We start from the raw sequence: 13,982 nt of genomic DNA on the forward strand, positions 1-13,982 counted from the left end.
CGCTCGGACCAGTGGGTCCTGTGGAACCGGTTGCGCCGCTCGGTCCGGTAGGTCCTGTCGGGCCGGTTGGGCCACCCGCAGGCCCGGTTGCTCCCGTAGCTCCCGTTGAGCCGGTTGCGCCTGTTTGACCTGCAGGTCCGGTCGCGCCGGTTGCGCCCGTCGGACCGGTGGCTCCGGTTACACCGGCAGGACCCGTTGCGCCCTGCAATCCCATCCGTCCCATCGGCCCACGCTCACCGCGGCAACCCCGCGGTCCTGCCGGGCCGGTGGCTCCGGTCGGGCCGGTCGGGCCGCGTCTGTCTTCCGCACCGCAATCACCGCAAAACGGTTCTATCCATTCGTCGGACGCGCGATCTCTGCCGCCGCATCCGCCGAATTGAGGGCGATGATACATATCATTCTTCCTTTCAAGGAATTTGCCGAATATCCGAATCCGGCACTTCAATCTATGCGCGCCCATGCATATCGGTCACCGCACATCAATGCAGCCCTGCAAAATACCGTCGGTTATATGCAACCGCAGGCGACTCCGGCCAATACACCGCCGCCCGCTCGTTCCACTCCGCCGCCTCCGCATGCCGCCCCAGCCGGTCGCAGCACACACAAAGTCCCAGGCACGGCAGATATCCATAGCACAACGGCTTGACAAACCCACCGTTTTGTTCTGCATATGGTGCGCGCAAAGCGGTTTCGTACCAAAATTTTGCCTGTGACAGCCGCCCATCCTCCATTTCGATGCCAGCCAGCGCACAGCAGGTCTCGCCGCGCGGGCAGTCCATCGCAAAGGAGCACACCAGCGCCTGCCGCGCCGAATCGCGCTGCCCCAGCGCCAGCAGGCAGTCTGCCAGATTGCGGCATGCCTCAATCCGGTTTTCCACCCAGCCGTCCGGCCGCTGCAAAAATGTTTCAAACGCCGATACGGCCTGTGCATATCTGCCATGCATCATCAGTTCGCGCGCATAATAAAACTGTCCGCGCGCATCGAGCGTTTCCCCACGCGCCAGCAGCCGCTCGTAAATCCGCAGATTGCGGTCGCTGTCCGGCGCTTTTTCTTTTCGGTGCGAGACCGCCGCGTCGCCGTACTTGATGTTGCCGCGCGGCGTGATGCACTCATGCACCGCGCCCTTCCACCGGAAACCTGCCGCGCGCCGCAGCAGCCGCTCCCGGTAATAGGTGTACGCCGGCCGGCCGCGTTCATCAAACGCCGTATGATACGGCAGCATCACAACATCGGTTGTGTCATCCAACTCCTGTTTGAGCTGCAAAAACCGCTCGCGGTTTTCCGGCGTGATGATATCGTCCGCATCCAGCCACAGGATGAACAACTGCGTCGCCTGCGCAAAGGAAAAATTGCGCGCCGCGGCAAAATCATCCTGCCAGTCAAAATCCACAACCCGCCCATATCGGGCGGCGATCTCCTTGGTTTTGTCAGTCGAGCCGGTATCCACGATAATAACTTCATCCGCAATCCCCGCTGCGCTGTCTAAGCAGCGCGCCAGTACCTCCTGCTCATCCTTGACAATCATGCACAAGCTGATCGTTGTCACATCAATCCCTCCCATCCAGCTTATGCCTTTTTCCGCCAAATGGGGACTGCACCGAACAGTCTGCACAAAAATCTCTGTTACGTTTTTCCAAATTCTGCGTCTATTCTCTGTTTTTTTAACGGAAATTGATTTATAATAAAGACAGAGTTAGCCTGAACCGGAGGTGCTAATATGAACCAAGCGTATCAAGATGCGCTGTTGAAAGTAGACAGTTACGGCGCTATTTTTATGTATGCAACGCACAAAGACCTGACCACGGCACCGCGCCATATCATTCGCATGACTGAGCCGGTTGACCCGCGCGTGCTGCTTGCCGCGGTGCGCACCGCGCTGGACCGTTATCCGCAGTTTGCGCTCGGTCTGGTCCGCGGCGAAACCCAATACAGCTACCGCTTGCTCTCCAAACCGCCCAAGGTGCTGCCGATGGACGACCTGTCGCCGTACTATATCGGTTCGGACGACACCAACGGCTATCTGTTCCTGTGTGGTTACAAGGATAATACCATCTATCTGGAATATCAGCACTGCATTTCGGATGGCCGCGGGTTTGACCAGTTCATCCGCACCATTTTATATTATTATCTCAAAGACATGGGACACGACGTGGATCCCGGCCGCTCGATCCGCACCAACGAAACCGAATTTACGCCGCAGGACTGCGAGGACGGCTATCTGCGTCTGCGCGGCATGCCGCAGTCGGACGCCGACCATCATCCGGACGTCCCCTCTTTCCACATGCCGGAATACGACAGCCGCAACGACGACAACGAACTGACCACCGAACTGACCATGTCGCTGCCGCAGTTGCTGGCGTATACCAAGGGCAACGGTGTCACCCCGATGACCTTCCTGATGACCGCAATCTCCATGGGCATGTACCGCACCTATTATGAGGGCACCGACCGCAAGGAGCCGATCATCGCAGAGGTGCCGATGGATCTGCGCGCCTATGTCAAAACCACGACCACGCGTTTTTTTGTGTCCCTGCTCGACCTGCCGTTCTTCTACGACTATTTCAGCATGCCTTTCCTGGAAGCCTGCCAGGCGTGCAAAGCCTATTTCGATACGCAGAAAAATCTGCCGCACGCGGTCTACTGGGCGCTCAAGAACGCCAACCGCGTTGCCAAGTCGCACAAGCTGGACATGCCCATCGACGAAAAAGAGCAGATGATGCGTCAGCAGGCACGCGACTATATCCGCCGCGACAGCTTCATCCTGACCAACATCGGTGAATTCAAGCTGCCGCCCAGCATGGAACCGCTGGTGGCCGATTATTCCGCGATCCTGCCCTGCGCCTTCCAGCCGTTCGGCATTCTGGTCAGCTCGTACAAGGATACGCTCAAGGTTTCCATCTCCCAGCGTGATTTCAACTATCATCTGGTGGAAAACATCCGCGCCGTGCTGCGTGAGATCGGCTTTGAGACCACCGCACTGCCGTACACCTTCCACGTCACCCGGTATGACGGCCTGCATCTGGCCAAGGATTAACAAACAAAAAAACCCACCGGATAACATCCGGTGGGTTTTTTATGCGCATTTTCGTTATGTTTTGGAATAATAGACCACTGCAACCTCGCCATTGACCACAGACGGATAGCAATACCGGTACACATCCCCCGTGCTGACCGGTTCCTTGATCTGGTGGTACGGCTGCGTCACGTCAACCGCGACACAATCCGCCGCTGCGGGCAGGGTCAATACGTCGTTGCTCTGCGCGCTCTTGAACGAAAACTGTCCGTCCGCATAGACGACCGTGCGGTCGATCTGCTGGCGGTTGGTCAGCGTGATATAGATCACGCCGTTTTCCTGCCGCAGGCTGGTGTACTGCATCAGGCCTTCATACTTGACGCTGGCATCATAATTCTCGATCACCACATCGCAGTAGCTCTGCGCGCCGATGCACACATTGACCACATTGTTGCGCTGTTCATACACCGCATTCGTACCCGCATCGAGCAGATGCGTGGCGCGGTACAGCATGATCGCCATTTCCGCGCGGGTGACATTGGCCGTCGGGTTGAGCTTGCCGTCCGAACCGCCGATCACCCTGGCGTTGACCAGTGCGCTGACCGATTCGCGGGCGTAATCCGCAACCTGACCGGCATCCGAAAAAGCCGCCAGCGAGCCGGCCTGCAGCGTCAGCTGCGTGCGGTCGAGTGTGCGCTTGAGGAACACCATGGCATCCTGCCGCGTCATGTTCTGATTCGGCAGAAACCGGTTGTCGTCCGTACCGGTGGCCACGCCGAAGGCTTTCGCCGCCGTGACCGACTTGCTGTAATACATGTTGCCCGGCACATCCACAAAGGTTCCCTTGGAATCGATCTGTCCGCTGTCCAGCGCCTGACTCATACCGAAGGCGCGATCCAGCATCACGATGAAATCCGCGCGGGTGATTGCGTTTCCCGGGTAAAACAAATGATCTCCGCTGCCCTTAATGACACCTGCGACCGCAAGCGTGTCAATTTCGCGGTGGGCCCATGCGTACTCCTCTGTAACGTCATAGAAATAAACAGAGTGATTGGGCAGATACGCATAGGTTTCCGTGTTGTCCGTCGCAAGCGCTGCTGTCAGCACGCTTACCGCAACGACGGCCACCAGCAGCATTGCTGCTACCAGCTTACGCGTTCTTGTCATAATCTTCTCCTTGCCGTAAGGTGAAAAACATGGGGAAAATCCTCCACCCATGCAAACTTACTGCAAAATTATAACACATCCATCCCCACTTGGCAAGTTAAAAGTTGACTAAATTTGTTGTATCGGTTTTCGTTATTCGTGTTTTTCCGTGTTTTTCCCGGTTTTCCACCGGTTTTTCGTCCTCACTTTGCGTGGAGGGCTTTAGCGGCACCAGATCCGGTCAGGATGCCCGCTGCTCCGCCTGATACCACAGATAGCTGAGCACGGTAGACACCAGTGACGCCGCCAGAATCGGTACGAGCAGCAGCGCCAACCGCACCACGTTATTCGGCACAAACGCACCGATCAATCCCAGTACGCCGGCGGCGAAAAACAGCCGTCCCGCCACGCGATGCGTGCGCGTCCATACGGTTTCGCTCGACAGCGTCCACGGCGTTTTGATGCCGCAGAACCAGTTCATGCGGAATTTGGGCATGACATTGCCCAGATACACCATCATCAGGCTGATGACCAGACAGACCACCATCGCCACATCGACCGTGCCCGGACGCAGGCCCTCTACCACGCAGATACCGTTCATCACCAGCAGGAACAGCATCATAATCACCTGAAACCCAAGATAGGAACCAAAAAATTTATTGTAATTGCGGGTTTTCGGATCAAACCGCGGCAGAAAATAAAACAACGCCGCCAAAGCAGGTCCCAGACACGCCACCAGCCACAAATGCCACTTCGGTTCATAACCGACCTCGCCCCCGAAGTCCCACTGCATCGGGATCTCCGCCGGAAGCCGACGGTAGACCGCCGCCGCGAGAATGATCGGCAGAAGGGATAAAATCCACACAGCCACTTGGCCTTTACTGATCTTTTTCATCGTTGCTGCCACCTTTCAGCGCCGTGACCCATTCCAGAATCTCATCGACCACGGACATATTCAGCTCATAATAAATGTACTTTCCCTGCTTGTCGTCGAGCACCAGACCGGCGTCCCGCAGAATGGACAAATGATGCGAGATCGTCGCGCCGGACACCGAGAAATGCGACGCGATATCCCCTGCCGCCATCGGACCGGCGCGCAGCAGGCTGAGGATATCCCGCCGGATCGGGTCGGACAGGGCTTTGAACGTCTGCTGAAAGCTCATCTTCCGTCCTCCTTCTTGCGGGGCCGCCGCGCCGGGCACCAGCCCTTGCAGCCGCAATGCGGACAGGTCAGCCGCCACTCATCGTTCACATGCTGGCGGAACAGCAGTTTGGTCCACGGCAGGGAAAACAGCGTGCCGCACGACTGGCACCAGAACCGACAGCGGGACAGCGCGCGCGCCTGCCCCACGATCAGCGCTGCCAAAATCAGCAGCACCACGCATACCTCGATCACCATATTGCAGCCCTTCCTTCTCATTTAGACCATTGTCTAATTGAAGAATAGCAAACCCCATCAGGTCTGTCAAGCATTATTTTGATATTTATCTAAATGTTTGTCGGCAGCAGCGCAGGGCAATAAAAAAATCCCGAGACATATGTCTCGGGATTTTCTGCGTATCGGGAACTTACGCCATGCCGTTGAGCTTGACAGTCATCTTGCTCTTCTTGTTGGCCGCGTTGTTCTTATGCAGGAGGTGCTTGGCAGCCGCCTGATCAACCGCCTTGACAGCGGTCGTATAAGCAACAGTCGCTTCCGCCTTATCACCGGCAGCAACAGCCGTATCGAACTTCTTCAGCGTGGTCTTGAGCGCGCTCTTGGCCATCTGGTTGTTCATCGCCTTGACAGCGTTAACCTTAACACGCTTCTTTGCAGACTTGATGTTGGGCATTCCGAAAACACCTCCTTCGTTTTCTATTCGTCAGTGTTTCTATTCTACCATCCCTTTCTCCAAAATGCAAGTCTTTTTTCCACGAAATTGTATAAAAAATCCGACGCACCGCAAAATATAGGAAAAGGAGTGGATATACATGGCTTTTCGCACGGATCTGGCAGTAGAAGCCATCCAAAATGCCGAAAAAACCGCCGATTTACGGCAGGTCAGACAGACCGAGCGCTCGCTGGAAGGCTTTTCGGTCAGCGAAGTGGAGATTCTGGGCGACGACGCCGCGCGCGAAATCGGCAAACCGCGCGGACGGTACCTGACGCTCGAACTCGACGCGCTGGTCCGGCGCGAGGAGGACGCCTTCCCCCGCGCCTGCCGCGCACTGAGCACGCTGCTGCGCGAGCTGCTGCCCAAAAACGCCCCCGCCGGGCCGGTGCTGGTCGCGGGGCTGGGCAACCGCATGATCACCCCGGACGCAATCGGCCCGCAGGCGGTCGATCATGTGATCGCGACGCGCCATCTGGTTGAGCAGGTGCCGGACGTATTCGCCTCGTGGCGGCCGGTGTCCGCGCTCGCCCCCGGTGTGCTCGGCCAGACTGGCGTGGAAACCGGCGAGATCATCTGCGGCGTGCTCGACCGGGTCAAGCCCGCAGCGGTGCTCGCTGTGGACGCGCTGGCCGCCGGACGGCTTTCCCGCCTGCTGCGCACCATCCAGCTGGCCGACACCGGCATCACGCCCGGCGCAGGCGTGGGCAACGCACGGGCGGCGCTCAACCGGAATACGCTCGGCGTGCCGGTCATCGCCATCGGCGTGCCGACCGTGGTGGACGGCGCGACCCTGGCCCACGAGATCGCCGCCCAACTGGGCAGTCCCTCCTGCGAAGCACTCGACGACCTTTCCCTGCCGGTCATGGTGACCACGCGCGATATCGACCGCGAGGTCGCAGATATTGCGCGCGTGATCGGCTATGCGGTCAACATGGCGCTGCACCCGCATCTGACCGTCAGCGACATCGACCTGTATTTGTCCTGATTACTCCGCCATCTTTCGGTCATACTCGCGCGCGGACGGGCGTATGATAAAACAAAACACAGGGAGGTGGCAACCATGACTCGGCACAGGAAACCCATTCGGCGGCGGCACGGCATCAGTCTGCCCGCCGCCGTTACGCTGTGCATCGCCGCCTCGCTGCTGCTGTTTGCGCGCGCGGGCGGCGAATCCACCGCACAGCAGGCGCTGGCGCGGCTGGCCGGCAACGGCGACTTCATTCTGCGCGCAGTGTCACTCGAGCTGGGGCTTTCGCCCGATCAGGCATCGGTTTATGTGCCCCGCACGGCGGCATCCGCTTTGAGCGAGGACGCCGACAACCCACTTGCCGAGAGCACCTATATCCCGCAAACCGAGGAAAACGACAACCCTGTGCTGGATGCCGCAGACAAGGCCGCCACCATCACCATCAACAACGAAACGTCCTATGACGTCGATGTTGCCGCCTGTCTGGCATCGGACGCCGCGATCCACGTCAGCGGCGACGGGCCGCAGGTGCTCATCGTACATACCCACGGCAGCGAAAGCTACACGCCGGACGCCGCCTTCCCCTACACGCCGACCGAAACCGAACGCACGACCGACACCCGGTATAACGTAGTGCGCGTGGGTGACGAACTGCAAAACATTTTACAGGACAACGGCATCCAAACCATGCACATCCGCGATATTTTTGACTCCCCTGTCTATTCCGGTTCGTATGACCGGTCGCTTGCGGCAATCGAGCAGGCCGTGGCGGAATACCCGTCCATTCAGATCGTCATCGACCTGCACCGTGACTCCATTCTGACCGACGACGGGCAGGCATACAAGACATCCTGCACCATTAACGGCGAAGAAATGGCGCAGCTGATGTTCGTGGTCGGCACGGACGACGGCGGTCTGACCCATCCGAACTGGCGGGAAAACCTCAATTACGTCACCGGCCTGCAATATCAGCTCAACCGCGCCTATCCCGGCCTGATGCGCCCGGTCAACCTGCGCACGCAGCGCTTTAACCAGCATGTGCGCACCGGTTCCATGCTGATTGAAGTCGGCTCCTCGGGCAACACGATGCCGGAAGCACTCGCCGCGATCCGCCTGTTCGGACAGACGCTGGCAGACGACCTCAACGACGCATAATCCTGCCTTTTCCGGCACAAACTACCCCTGATAAGGGGTGAAGCCATGGACCATTTCACATTTTCCACCGATCTGGAAAGCAATGTCCGCCTGATGCAGTCGCTTTTCCGGGGGGATAACACCTTTGTGACCCGCCGCGCGGTCGGTCACAAAGGGCTTTCCTGCGCGGTGTTCTTCTTTGACGGCATGGTCAACAACATCGCGATCAACCAAAGCGTCATCCGGCCGATCGTATGCTCCGATCTGTCCCGCGCCTCGGCGGAAACACTCTGCCAGACCGTCCTGCAAATCAACGACAGCCGTGTCGAAACCGACTGTGCCAAGCTGTTTGCTTCCTTCCTCTACGGCGACACCGTGGTGTTCACCGAAGGGGACGCGCGCCCGGTTGTGGTCAATACCAAAGGGTTTTCCGTGCGCAGCGCGTCCGAGCCGGAAAACGAACGCGTGCTTTCCGGCCCGCGTGAGGGCTTTACCGAATGCTTTATGCCCAACCTCGCCCTCATTCGCCGCCGCCTGAACGACCGGCGGCTCAAGTTCACCTTTCTGCGCGTCGGCAGCCGCACCAACACGGTCGTCTGCCTGTGCTATCTGGCCGGCGTGTGCGAACAAAAGCTTATCACCCATCTGCGGCGCAAGCTGGAAGCCCTCGACATCGACAGCGTGCTCGACGCCAACTATCTGGCCGAACGCATCCGCGACCACCGTTTTTCGCCCTTCCCCACTCTCGGCACGACCGAGCGGCCGGATGTGGTCGCGGCGCGGCTGGTCGAGGGACGCTGCGCGATCGTGGTAGACGGCAGCCCGGTCGTGCTGACCGCGCCCTTCCTGTTTCAGGAGTGTTTTCAGTCCAACGACGACTACTATATCAACTTTTTGCAGGCCAATCTGTCCCGCTTGCTGCGCGCAGCGGGTTTTCTCTTCACCATCACCTTTCCCGCGGTGTACGTCGCACTCATGCTATACCATCGCGAATTGGTGCCCGCCCGGCTGCTGTTTGCCGTCTCGGCGGCGCAGCGCGGCGTGCCGCTGCCCATCGGCTGGGAAACCTTTTTGCTGCTGCTCGTGCTGGAAGCGCTCAAGGAAGCCGGTGCGCGCACGCCGGGCGCGATGGGCCAGACCATGAGCATCGTCGGCGGTCTTGTGCTGGGACAGGCCGCGGTTTCGGCGCGCTTTGCCGCCGCGCCGACCGTCATTGTGGTCGCCATCGCGGGCGTCACCGGCCTGATGGTGCCCAAGCTGCAAACCGCTGCACTCTGGCTGCGGTTCGCCCTGCTGGCTGCCGCCGCTGCCTATGGCCTGTACGGCGTCGGCTTTGTGCTCGCGCTCACGCTGACCTGGCTGTGCCGCATGCACTCGTGCTCGGTGCCCTATCTGCTCAACCTCGTCCCGCGCGTGCAGGCGGAACAGGAGGACGCGTGGCTGCGCGCGCCGTGGTTTTTCATGCGGCACGACCGCTTTGCGGTCAAACGGAATCCATCAAAGGGGGACAAACCTTGAAACTGCCCGGAATCATGCTGGTGCTCTGCCTGCTGCTATGCGGCTGCGCACGCGAAGTTTCGCCGGTCTCGGCGCTTGCGCTCGACCGGGAGGACGATGTCTACCGACTCACCGCCGAGGTCGTGCGGCAGGACAGCTTGGATGACGCGGCCTCGCCCGCCTATCTTTCCGCCACGGGCCGCGACCTGCCCGAACTGCTGACCAACCTGAGCAACATCCTGCCCGGTGAGCTGCACCTGAGCCATGCGCAAGTGCTGCTCATCAGCGAATCGGTGGCAGAAGAGAGCATCCTGCCGCTGGCGGATTACCTGTGTACGGATGACGACGTGCGGCTCAGCCTGCGCGTCGCGGTCGTGCGCGACGGCACGGCGACCGAGCTGCTGCAAAGCGACGACGAGGTCTATGCGCTCAGCGAACTGCTCGACCGCGCCGCGCAGCAGGGCACGCTGCCCGATATGCCGCTCTACCGCATGTCCGAAGTGCTGCATGCCGACGGCACCGCGATCCTGCCCGCGCTGTATCTGGACGAATTCGGCCAAACCGCACCCGCGGGCACGGCGGTGTTTGCGGGCGAGCGCCTGTCCTGCTTTCTCGACGGCAGCGAGATTGGAGGCGGCAGCGATGCGTGAACGCCTGTTTCCGCGCTGGGGCGCTGCACTGTTCGCCCTGCTGCCCCTGAGTGAGATCCTATACACGCCCGCAACCGGCCAGACCGTTTATGCGGCGGCGCTCGCCAGCCTGATCTGTGCGCTGGTCTGCGCGGGCGGCGCCCGTCTTGCACCGGCTTGGCAAAGATCGCGCGTGCTGCAATGGCTGCTCGCCCTGTTCTCCCTCTGGCCGATCACCGCTTCGCTCGCCCGCATGGGGCTGTTTTTGCGCACCACGGTATTCTCTGCCCGGCCGCTCTGGGCGCTGATCCTGATTCTGACGGTCTGCACGCTGCTTGCCGCAACGTCCGGCCTCAACCGCTGCGCGATGTGGGCGCTGCCGGTGGCATGGATCGCGGGCGCGGTCGTGATTGTAAGCGGCGCGCTGACCGTATCGCAGTTGCAGCCCGCCCACTGGAGCATGCCGGACGCTTCCCTGCCGCGTGAGACCGGGCGCATCCTGCTGCGCCTGCTGCCCGCCGCGCTTGCACTTTCCCTGTCGCTGCCCGAACGGCTTTCGGGCGCGGCAGCACGCGGTCTGTCCGCCGGCGGCGCGCTGTTTGCGCTGATCTCGCTGCGCACCACCCTTCTGCTGGGCGTGCACACCGCTGCGCTGCTGCCCTACCCCAACTTCTCCGCGGCCGGACTTGCCGCCGTCGGCGACTTTGCGCGCCACGGCGAGGTGTTTTTCGCCGTACCACTGCTGCTGTGCGAACTGGGGCGCTGCGCCGCGCTCGCCTGCGTGCTGCTGCTTCCCTTCTCACACTCTTACGGCGTGCTGCGCCTGTCGCGCCGCGCCAAGCAATAACAGATCGCCCTTGCGCCCGGCCGCGCGCTTTGCTATACTGTTTAAAAAGGAGAAGGGCGCAATGAACATTCAGATTTTCGGCAAAAACAAATGCTTCGACACCAAAAAAGCGCAGCGCTGGTTCAAGGAGCGCGGCATCAAGTTCCAGATGATCGATCTGGCGCAAAAGGGCATGTCCCGCGGCGAGCTGGACAGCGTGCTCAAAGCCGTCGGCGGGCTGGACGCAGTGCTGGACGAAAAGAGCAAGGGTTATGCCTCGCTCGCCTATCTTGCCTATGACGAGGACAAAAAGGAGAAGCTGCTCGAGGACGGCACGCTGCTCAAGACCCCCATCGTGCGCAACGGCAGACAGGCCACGGTCGGCTATCAGCCGGACGTATGGGCAAACTGGGAATAAGATTGACACCAAACAAAAAAGGACGGCTTTCGCCGTCCTTTTTCATTTCACTGAGATTTCAATCCAGAAATCTTACATCAGTTCCTTCTGATGGGTTGCATACAGATACTCGTCCATCGTGTTGATGATGCGGTCCTCGACCAGCGCCACCGGATCATTCTCCAGCAGGCCCTCGCGCACCTTGGTATACTGGATGGGCATAAACTGGCTGAGCAGGTTGAGCGGGATGCCCAGCTTGCGCAGGTTGCCGATCAGGCGATCCTTGGCCGCTTCCACGCCGGGGGTCGGCATGTAGTAACGGCAGCGGTCGGAGAAGGAGAATTTGCGCTTCATGCGAATCTCCAGCTCGGTGCCCTGATAATGCTTCTTCCAGTGCTTGTCGTCGGCGAGCATCGCCTCGTCCAGCGCCTCGATGAAGTGGCTCGGCTCGATATCCGTACCGTAGAGCAGCTCCTGCTCGATATACGCCAGCGCGAACATGCCCTCGCGCATCGCAAACGTCAGCGCCGGGCCGACCTTGAGGATGCCGACACCGTCCTCGACCAGCTCGCGCAGCTTGATCTTGGTCTGATAGTCGGTCGAATGGCCCTCGAACACGAGGTTCGGGAAGTCCTTGATCGACGCCATCAGCTCGGCTGCCTTGGCACGGTCGTATTCGGTGCAGCCGCTGTCCTTCTCTTCCACGCCCGGCTGTACGACAACCGCGATGACGTTGTTCCACGCCTCGTCCAGACCTTCCTTGCGGAACGCGTTCTCAAAGGTCGCGACCGTGTTCTTGAAGTCCTCCACGCGGGTGACCTGCACGCCCTGATCCGCGCCGACCTGACCGCCCGGAATCGGCACTTCGCTGCCGACAATGTAAACCGGTGCGATCGCGTCCGGATCGGTCTCGAGCAGTTTGTGATAGGTATCCTCCGCCACACGCGCCAGACGCGCGCCGCGGCGGGCGATCGTCTCGTCGCTCAGTCGGGTGTTCGGATCGTCGTCCGCAACCTTCATGCTGGTGTCGATGTGGATCTTGGTGAAGCCCGCACCAACATAGTGACGGATAAGCTCCTCCGCGTCCGCCATGGCTTCGGCTTCCGGCTTGCCCGCAAAGGTCAGCGGGCCGAGATGGTCGCCGCCGAGGAACAGCTTGGACTTGTCAAAGCCGACCTTATCCGCAAGACCCAGCACGAACTGCTTGAAATCCATCGGCTTCATACCGGTGTAACCGCCGTTCTGGTCGCACTGGTTGGCGGTGGACTCGATCAGCACGCAGGAGCCGTTCGACAGGCCGCGCTTGAGCGCCGCTTCGATGACATAGCCATTGGCCGAGCACACCGAATAGATGCCCACGTTCTTTCCCTGCTTCTGGAGTTCTACCAACTTTTTCAGCGGATTATAATTCATCAGAAATTCCTCCTCTTATTTTTCCGGCAATGCCGCAGGAACCCCTTCGGCACTGCTTTGATGGTACCTTACAATCGGCCTTTCGGCCGGAATGATCTACAAATGATGCCGCCAGCGCGTTTTTCCGCCCCGAGACTTTTCATCCGCACGCCCCTGTGTTACAATAAAGGCATCAAATACATCCCGCATAAGCAGGAGAAAGAGGGGTATTACAATGCCTTTGGTAACAACAGAAAAAATGCTGCTGGATGCGCAGGCCGGTCATTACGCCGTCGGCGCGTTCAATGTGGAAAACATGGAAATGGTCATGGCCGTCCTTCAGGCAGCGGAAGAGATGCGCTCCCCTGTCATCATGCAGACCACGCCGTCCACCGTCAAATATGCCGGTCTGGACTACTATCTCGCGATGGTCCGCACGGCGGCTGCCCGCACCGATGTGCCGGTTGCGATGCATCTGGACCACGGCGACAGTTTTGACCTTGCCATGCAGGCGCTGCGCACCGGCTACACGTCCATCATGATCGACGGCTCGCACGAAGCCTTTGAGGACAACATTGCGCTGACCCGCCGCGTCGTCGATGCCTGTGCGCCCTCCCGCATCAGCGTGGAAGCCGAGCTGGGCAAAGTCGGCGGCAAGGAAGACGACCTCGAAGGAGGCAACGGCAATCCGTTTACCGATCCGCAGCAGGCCAAGGAATTTGTCGAGCGCACGAGCGTCGGTTCGCTTGCCGTTGCCATCGGCACGGCGCACGGCCTGTACAAAGGCACGCCCAAGCTGGATTTCGAGCGTCTGAGCGCGATCCGCGAAGTCGTTTCCATCCCGCTGGTGCTGCATGGCGCTTCCGGCGTGCCGGACGACGCGGTGCGTGAGTCCATCACCCGCGGCATCTGCAAGGTAAACTTTGCCACCGAGCTACGCATCGCGTTCAGCGACGGCGTCAAGGCGTACCTGCAAAAGGACCCGAATGTATTCGACCCGAAAAAATACTGCAAGGTCGGCATTGCGAACGTCGTCGAGACGGTCAAGGGCAAAATCGCAATCTGCGGTTCCGCCGGCAAGGCCTGATCCCATATTTCCGGATAAA

15 protein-coding genes are annotated in these 13,982 nt (G+C 59.9%); 8 read left to right on the plus strand and 7 right to left on the minus strand.

Features of this window, described 5'->3' with window-relative positions; translation table 11 throughout:
* Window positions 1–479: 479 nt before the first annotated feature.
* A complete protein-coding gene (locus tag EJL02_RS02370; protein ID WP_125114804.1) occupies window positions 480–1,547 on the minus strand; it encodes a glycosyltransferase in 1,068 nt (355 codons plus the stop codon).
* 171 nt (window positions 1,548–1,718) lie between these two features.
* Between EJL02_RS02370 and EJL02_RS02375 the strand changes: the two genes are divergently transcribed.
* The gene (locus EJL02_RS02375; protein WP_125114805.1) at window positions 1,719–3,035 is read left to right on the plus strand and encodes a hypothetical protein; all 1,317 of its coding nucleotides are present in this window, start codon (window positions 1,719–1,721) and stop codon (window positions 3,033–3,035) included.
* Window positions 3,036–3,089: 54 nt separating this feature from the next.
* Here the strand turns inward: EJL02_RS02375 and EJL02_RS02380 are convergent, their stop codons facing one another.
* The 5 genes from EJL02_RS02380 to rpsT form a co-directional block, all read right to left on the minus strand.
* Complete coding sequence (locus EJL02_RS02380) at window positions 3,090–4,181, minus strand: S-layer homology domain-containing protein (protein WP_164510239.1); 1,092 nt, start codon at window positions 4,179–4,181, stop codon at window positions 3,090–3,092.
* A gap of 220 nt (window positions 4,182–4,401) precedes the next feature.
* Window positions 4,402–5,055, minus strand: coding sequence for an SdpI family protein (locus EJL02_RS02385; protein WP_125114807.1), 654 nt, complete (start codon window positions 5,053–5,055; stop codon window positions 4,402–4,404).
* Window positions 5,039–5,323 carry an autorepressor SdpR family transcription factor gene (locus EJL02_RS02390; protein WP_125114808.1) on the minus strand — a complete coding sequence of 95 codons (285 nt, stop codon included), beginning with the start codon at window positions 5,321–5,323 and terminating at the stop codon, window positions 5,039–5,041. Before EJL02_RS02390 ends, EJL02_RS02385 begins: the two co-directional genes overlap by 17 nt.
* A complete protein-coding gene (locus EJL02_RS02395) occupies window positions 5,320–5,559 on the minus strand; it encodes a hypothetical protein (RefSeq protein WP_125114809.1) in 240 nt (79 codons plus the stop codon). The genes EJL02_RS02390 and EJL02_RS02395 overlap by 4 nt, the downstream gene beginning before the upstream one ends.
* A gap of 169 nt (window positions 5,560–5,728) precedes the next feature.
* Window positions 5,729–5,992, minus strand: a complete 264-nt coding sequence (gene rpsT / locus EJL02_RS02400) for a 30S ribosomal protein S20 (protein WP_054326254.1) — start codon at window positions 5,990–5,992, stop codon at window positions 5,729–5,731.
* A gap of 139 nt (window positions 5,993–6,131) precedes the next feature.
* Between rpsT and gpr the strand changes: the two genes are divergently transcribed.
* The 6 genes from gpr (at window position 6,132) to EJL02_RS02430 (ending at window position 11,505) form a co-directional block, all read left to right on the plus strand.
* On the plus strand, window positions 6,132–7,019 hold the full coding sequence (gene gpr, locus EJL02_RS02405) for a GPR endopeptidase (protein WP_125114810.1): 888 nt from the start codon (window positions 6,132–6,134) through the stop codon (window positions 7,017–7,019).
* Between the two features lie 75 nt (window positions 7,020–7,094).
* On the plus strand, window positions 7,095–8,156 hold the full coding sequence (spoIIP, locus tag EJL02_RS02410; protein WP_125114811.1) for a stage II sporulation protein P: 1,062 nt from the start codon (window positions 7,095–7,097) through the stop codon (window positions 8,154–8,156).
* A 45-nt stretch (window positions 8,157–8,201) separates the two neighbouring features.
* Complete coding sequence (locus tag EJL02_RS02415) at window positions 8,202–9,653, plus strand: spore germination protein (protein ID WP_125114812.1); 1,452 nt, start codon at window positions 8,202–8,204, stop codon at window positions 9,651–9,653.
* A complete protein-coding gene (locus EJL02_RS02420; RefSeq protein ID WP_125114813.1) occupies window positions 9,650–10,282 on the plus strand; it encodes a Ger(x)C family spore germination protein in 633 nt (210 codons plus the stop codon). Before EJL02_RS02415 ends, EJL02_RS02420 begins: the two co-directional genes overlap by 4 nt.
* Complete coding sequence (locus EJL02_RS02425) at window positions 10,275–11,108, plus strand: hypothetical protein (RefSeq protein ID WP_125114814.1); 834 nt, start codon at window positions 10,275–10,277, stop codon at window positions 11,106–11,108. Before EJL02_RS02420 ends, EJL02_RS02425 begins: the two co-directional genes overlap by 8 nt.
* 61 nt (window positions 11,109–11,169) lie before the next feature.
* A complete protein-coding gene (locus EJL02_RS02430; protein WP_125114815.1) occupies window positions 11,170–11,505 on the plus strand; it encodes an arsenate reductase family protein in 336 nt (111 codons plus the stop codon).
* 72 nt (window positions 11,506–11,577) lie between these two features.
* On the opposite strand, the gene EJL02_RS02435 is transcribed toward EJL02_RS02430, so the two are convergent.
* Window positions 11,578–12,900, minus strand: a complete 1,323-nt coding sequence (locus EJL02_RS02435) for a class II D-tagatose-bisphosphate aldolase, non-catalytic subunit (RefSeq protein ID WP_206426946.1) — start codon at window positions 12,898–12,900, stop codon at window positions 11,578–11,580.
* A 211-nt stretch (window positions 12,901–13,111) separates the two neighbouring features.
* On the opposite strand from EJL02_RS02435, the gene fba reads away from it, so the two are divergent.
* The gene (gene fba, locus EJL02_RS02440) at window positions 13,112–13,963 is read left to right on the plus strand and encodes a class II fructose-1,6-bisphosphate aldolase (protein WP_125114817.1); all 852 of its coding nucleotides are present in this window, start codon (window positions 13,112–13,114) and stop codon (window positions 13,961–13,963) included.
* Window positions 13,964–13,982 lie beyond the last annotated feature (19 nt).

This window comes from Agathobaculum sp. Marseille-P7918, assembly GCF_900625105.1.
GTDB lineage: Bacteria > Bacillota > Clostridia > Oscillospirales > Butyricicoccaceae > Agathobaculum.

Bases quoted from the DNA above. Each gene is read 5' to 3' on its own strand.
- EJL02_RS02375 (WP_125114805.1), top strand. From the start codon at position 1,719: ATGAACCAAGCGTATCAAGATGCGCTGTTGAAAGTAGACAGTTACGGC.
- EJL02_RS02380 (WP_164510239.1), bottom strand. From the start codon at position 4,181: ATGACAAGAACGCGTAAGCTGGTAGCAGCAATGCTGCTGGTGGCCGTC.
- EJL02_RS02385 (WP_125114807.1), bottom strand. From the start codon at position 5,055: ATGAAAAAGATCAGTAAAGGCCAAGTGGCTGTGTGGATTTTATCCCTT.
- EJL02_RS02390 (WP_125114808.1), bottom strand. From the start codon at position 5,323: ATGAGCTTTCAGCAGACGTTCAAAGCCCTGTCCGACCCGATCCGGCGG.
- EJL02_RS02395 (WP_125114809.1), bottom strand. From the start codon at position 5,559: ATGGTGATCGAGGTATGCGTGGTGCTGCTGATTTTGGCAGCGCTGATC.
- rpsT (WP_054326254.1), bottom strand. From the start codon at position 5,992: ATGCCCAACATCAAGTCTGCAAAGAAGCGTGTTAAGGTTAACGCTGTC.
- gpr (WP_125114810.1), top strand. From the start codon at position 6,132: ATGGCTTTTCGCACGGATCTGGCAGTAGAAGCCATCCAAAATGCCGAA.
- spoIIP (WP_125114811.1), top strand. From the start codon at position 7,095: ATGACTCGGCACAGGAAACCCATTCGGCGGCGGCACGGCATCAGTCTG.
- EJL02_RS02415 (WP_125114812.1), top strand. From the start codon at position 8,202: ATGGACCATTTCACATTTTCCACCGATCTGGAAAGCAATGTCCGCCTG.
- EJL02_RS02425 (WP_125114814.1), top strand. From the start codon at position 10,275: ATGCGTGAACGCCTGTTTCCGCGCTGGGGCGCTGCACTGTTCGCCCTG.
- EJL02_RS02430 (WP_125114815.1), top strand. From the start codon at position 11,170: ATGAACATTCAGATTTTCGGCAAAAACAAATGCTTCGACACCAAAAAA.
- fba (WP_125114817.1), top strand. From the start codon at position 13,112: ATGCCTTTGGTAACAACAGAAAAAATGCTGCTGGATGCGCAGGCCGGT.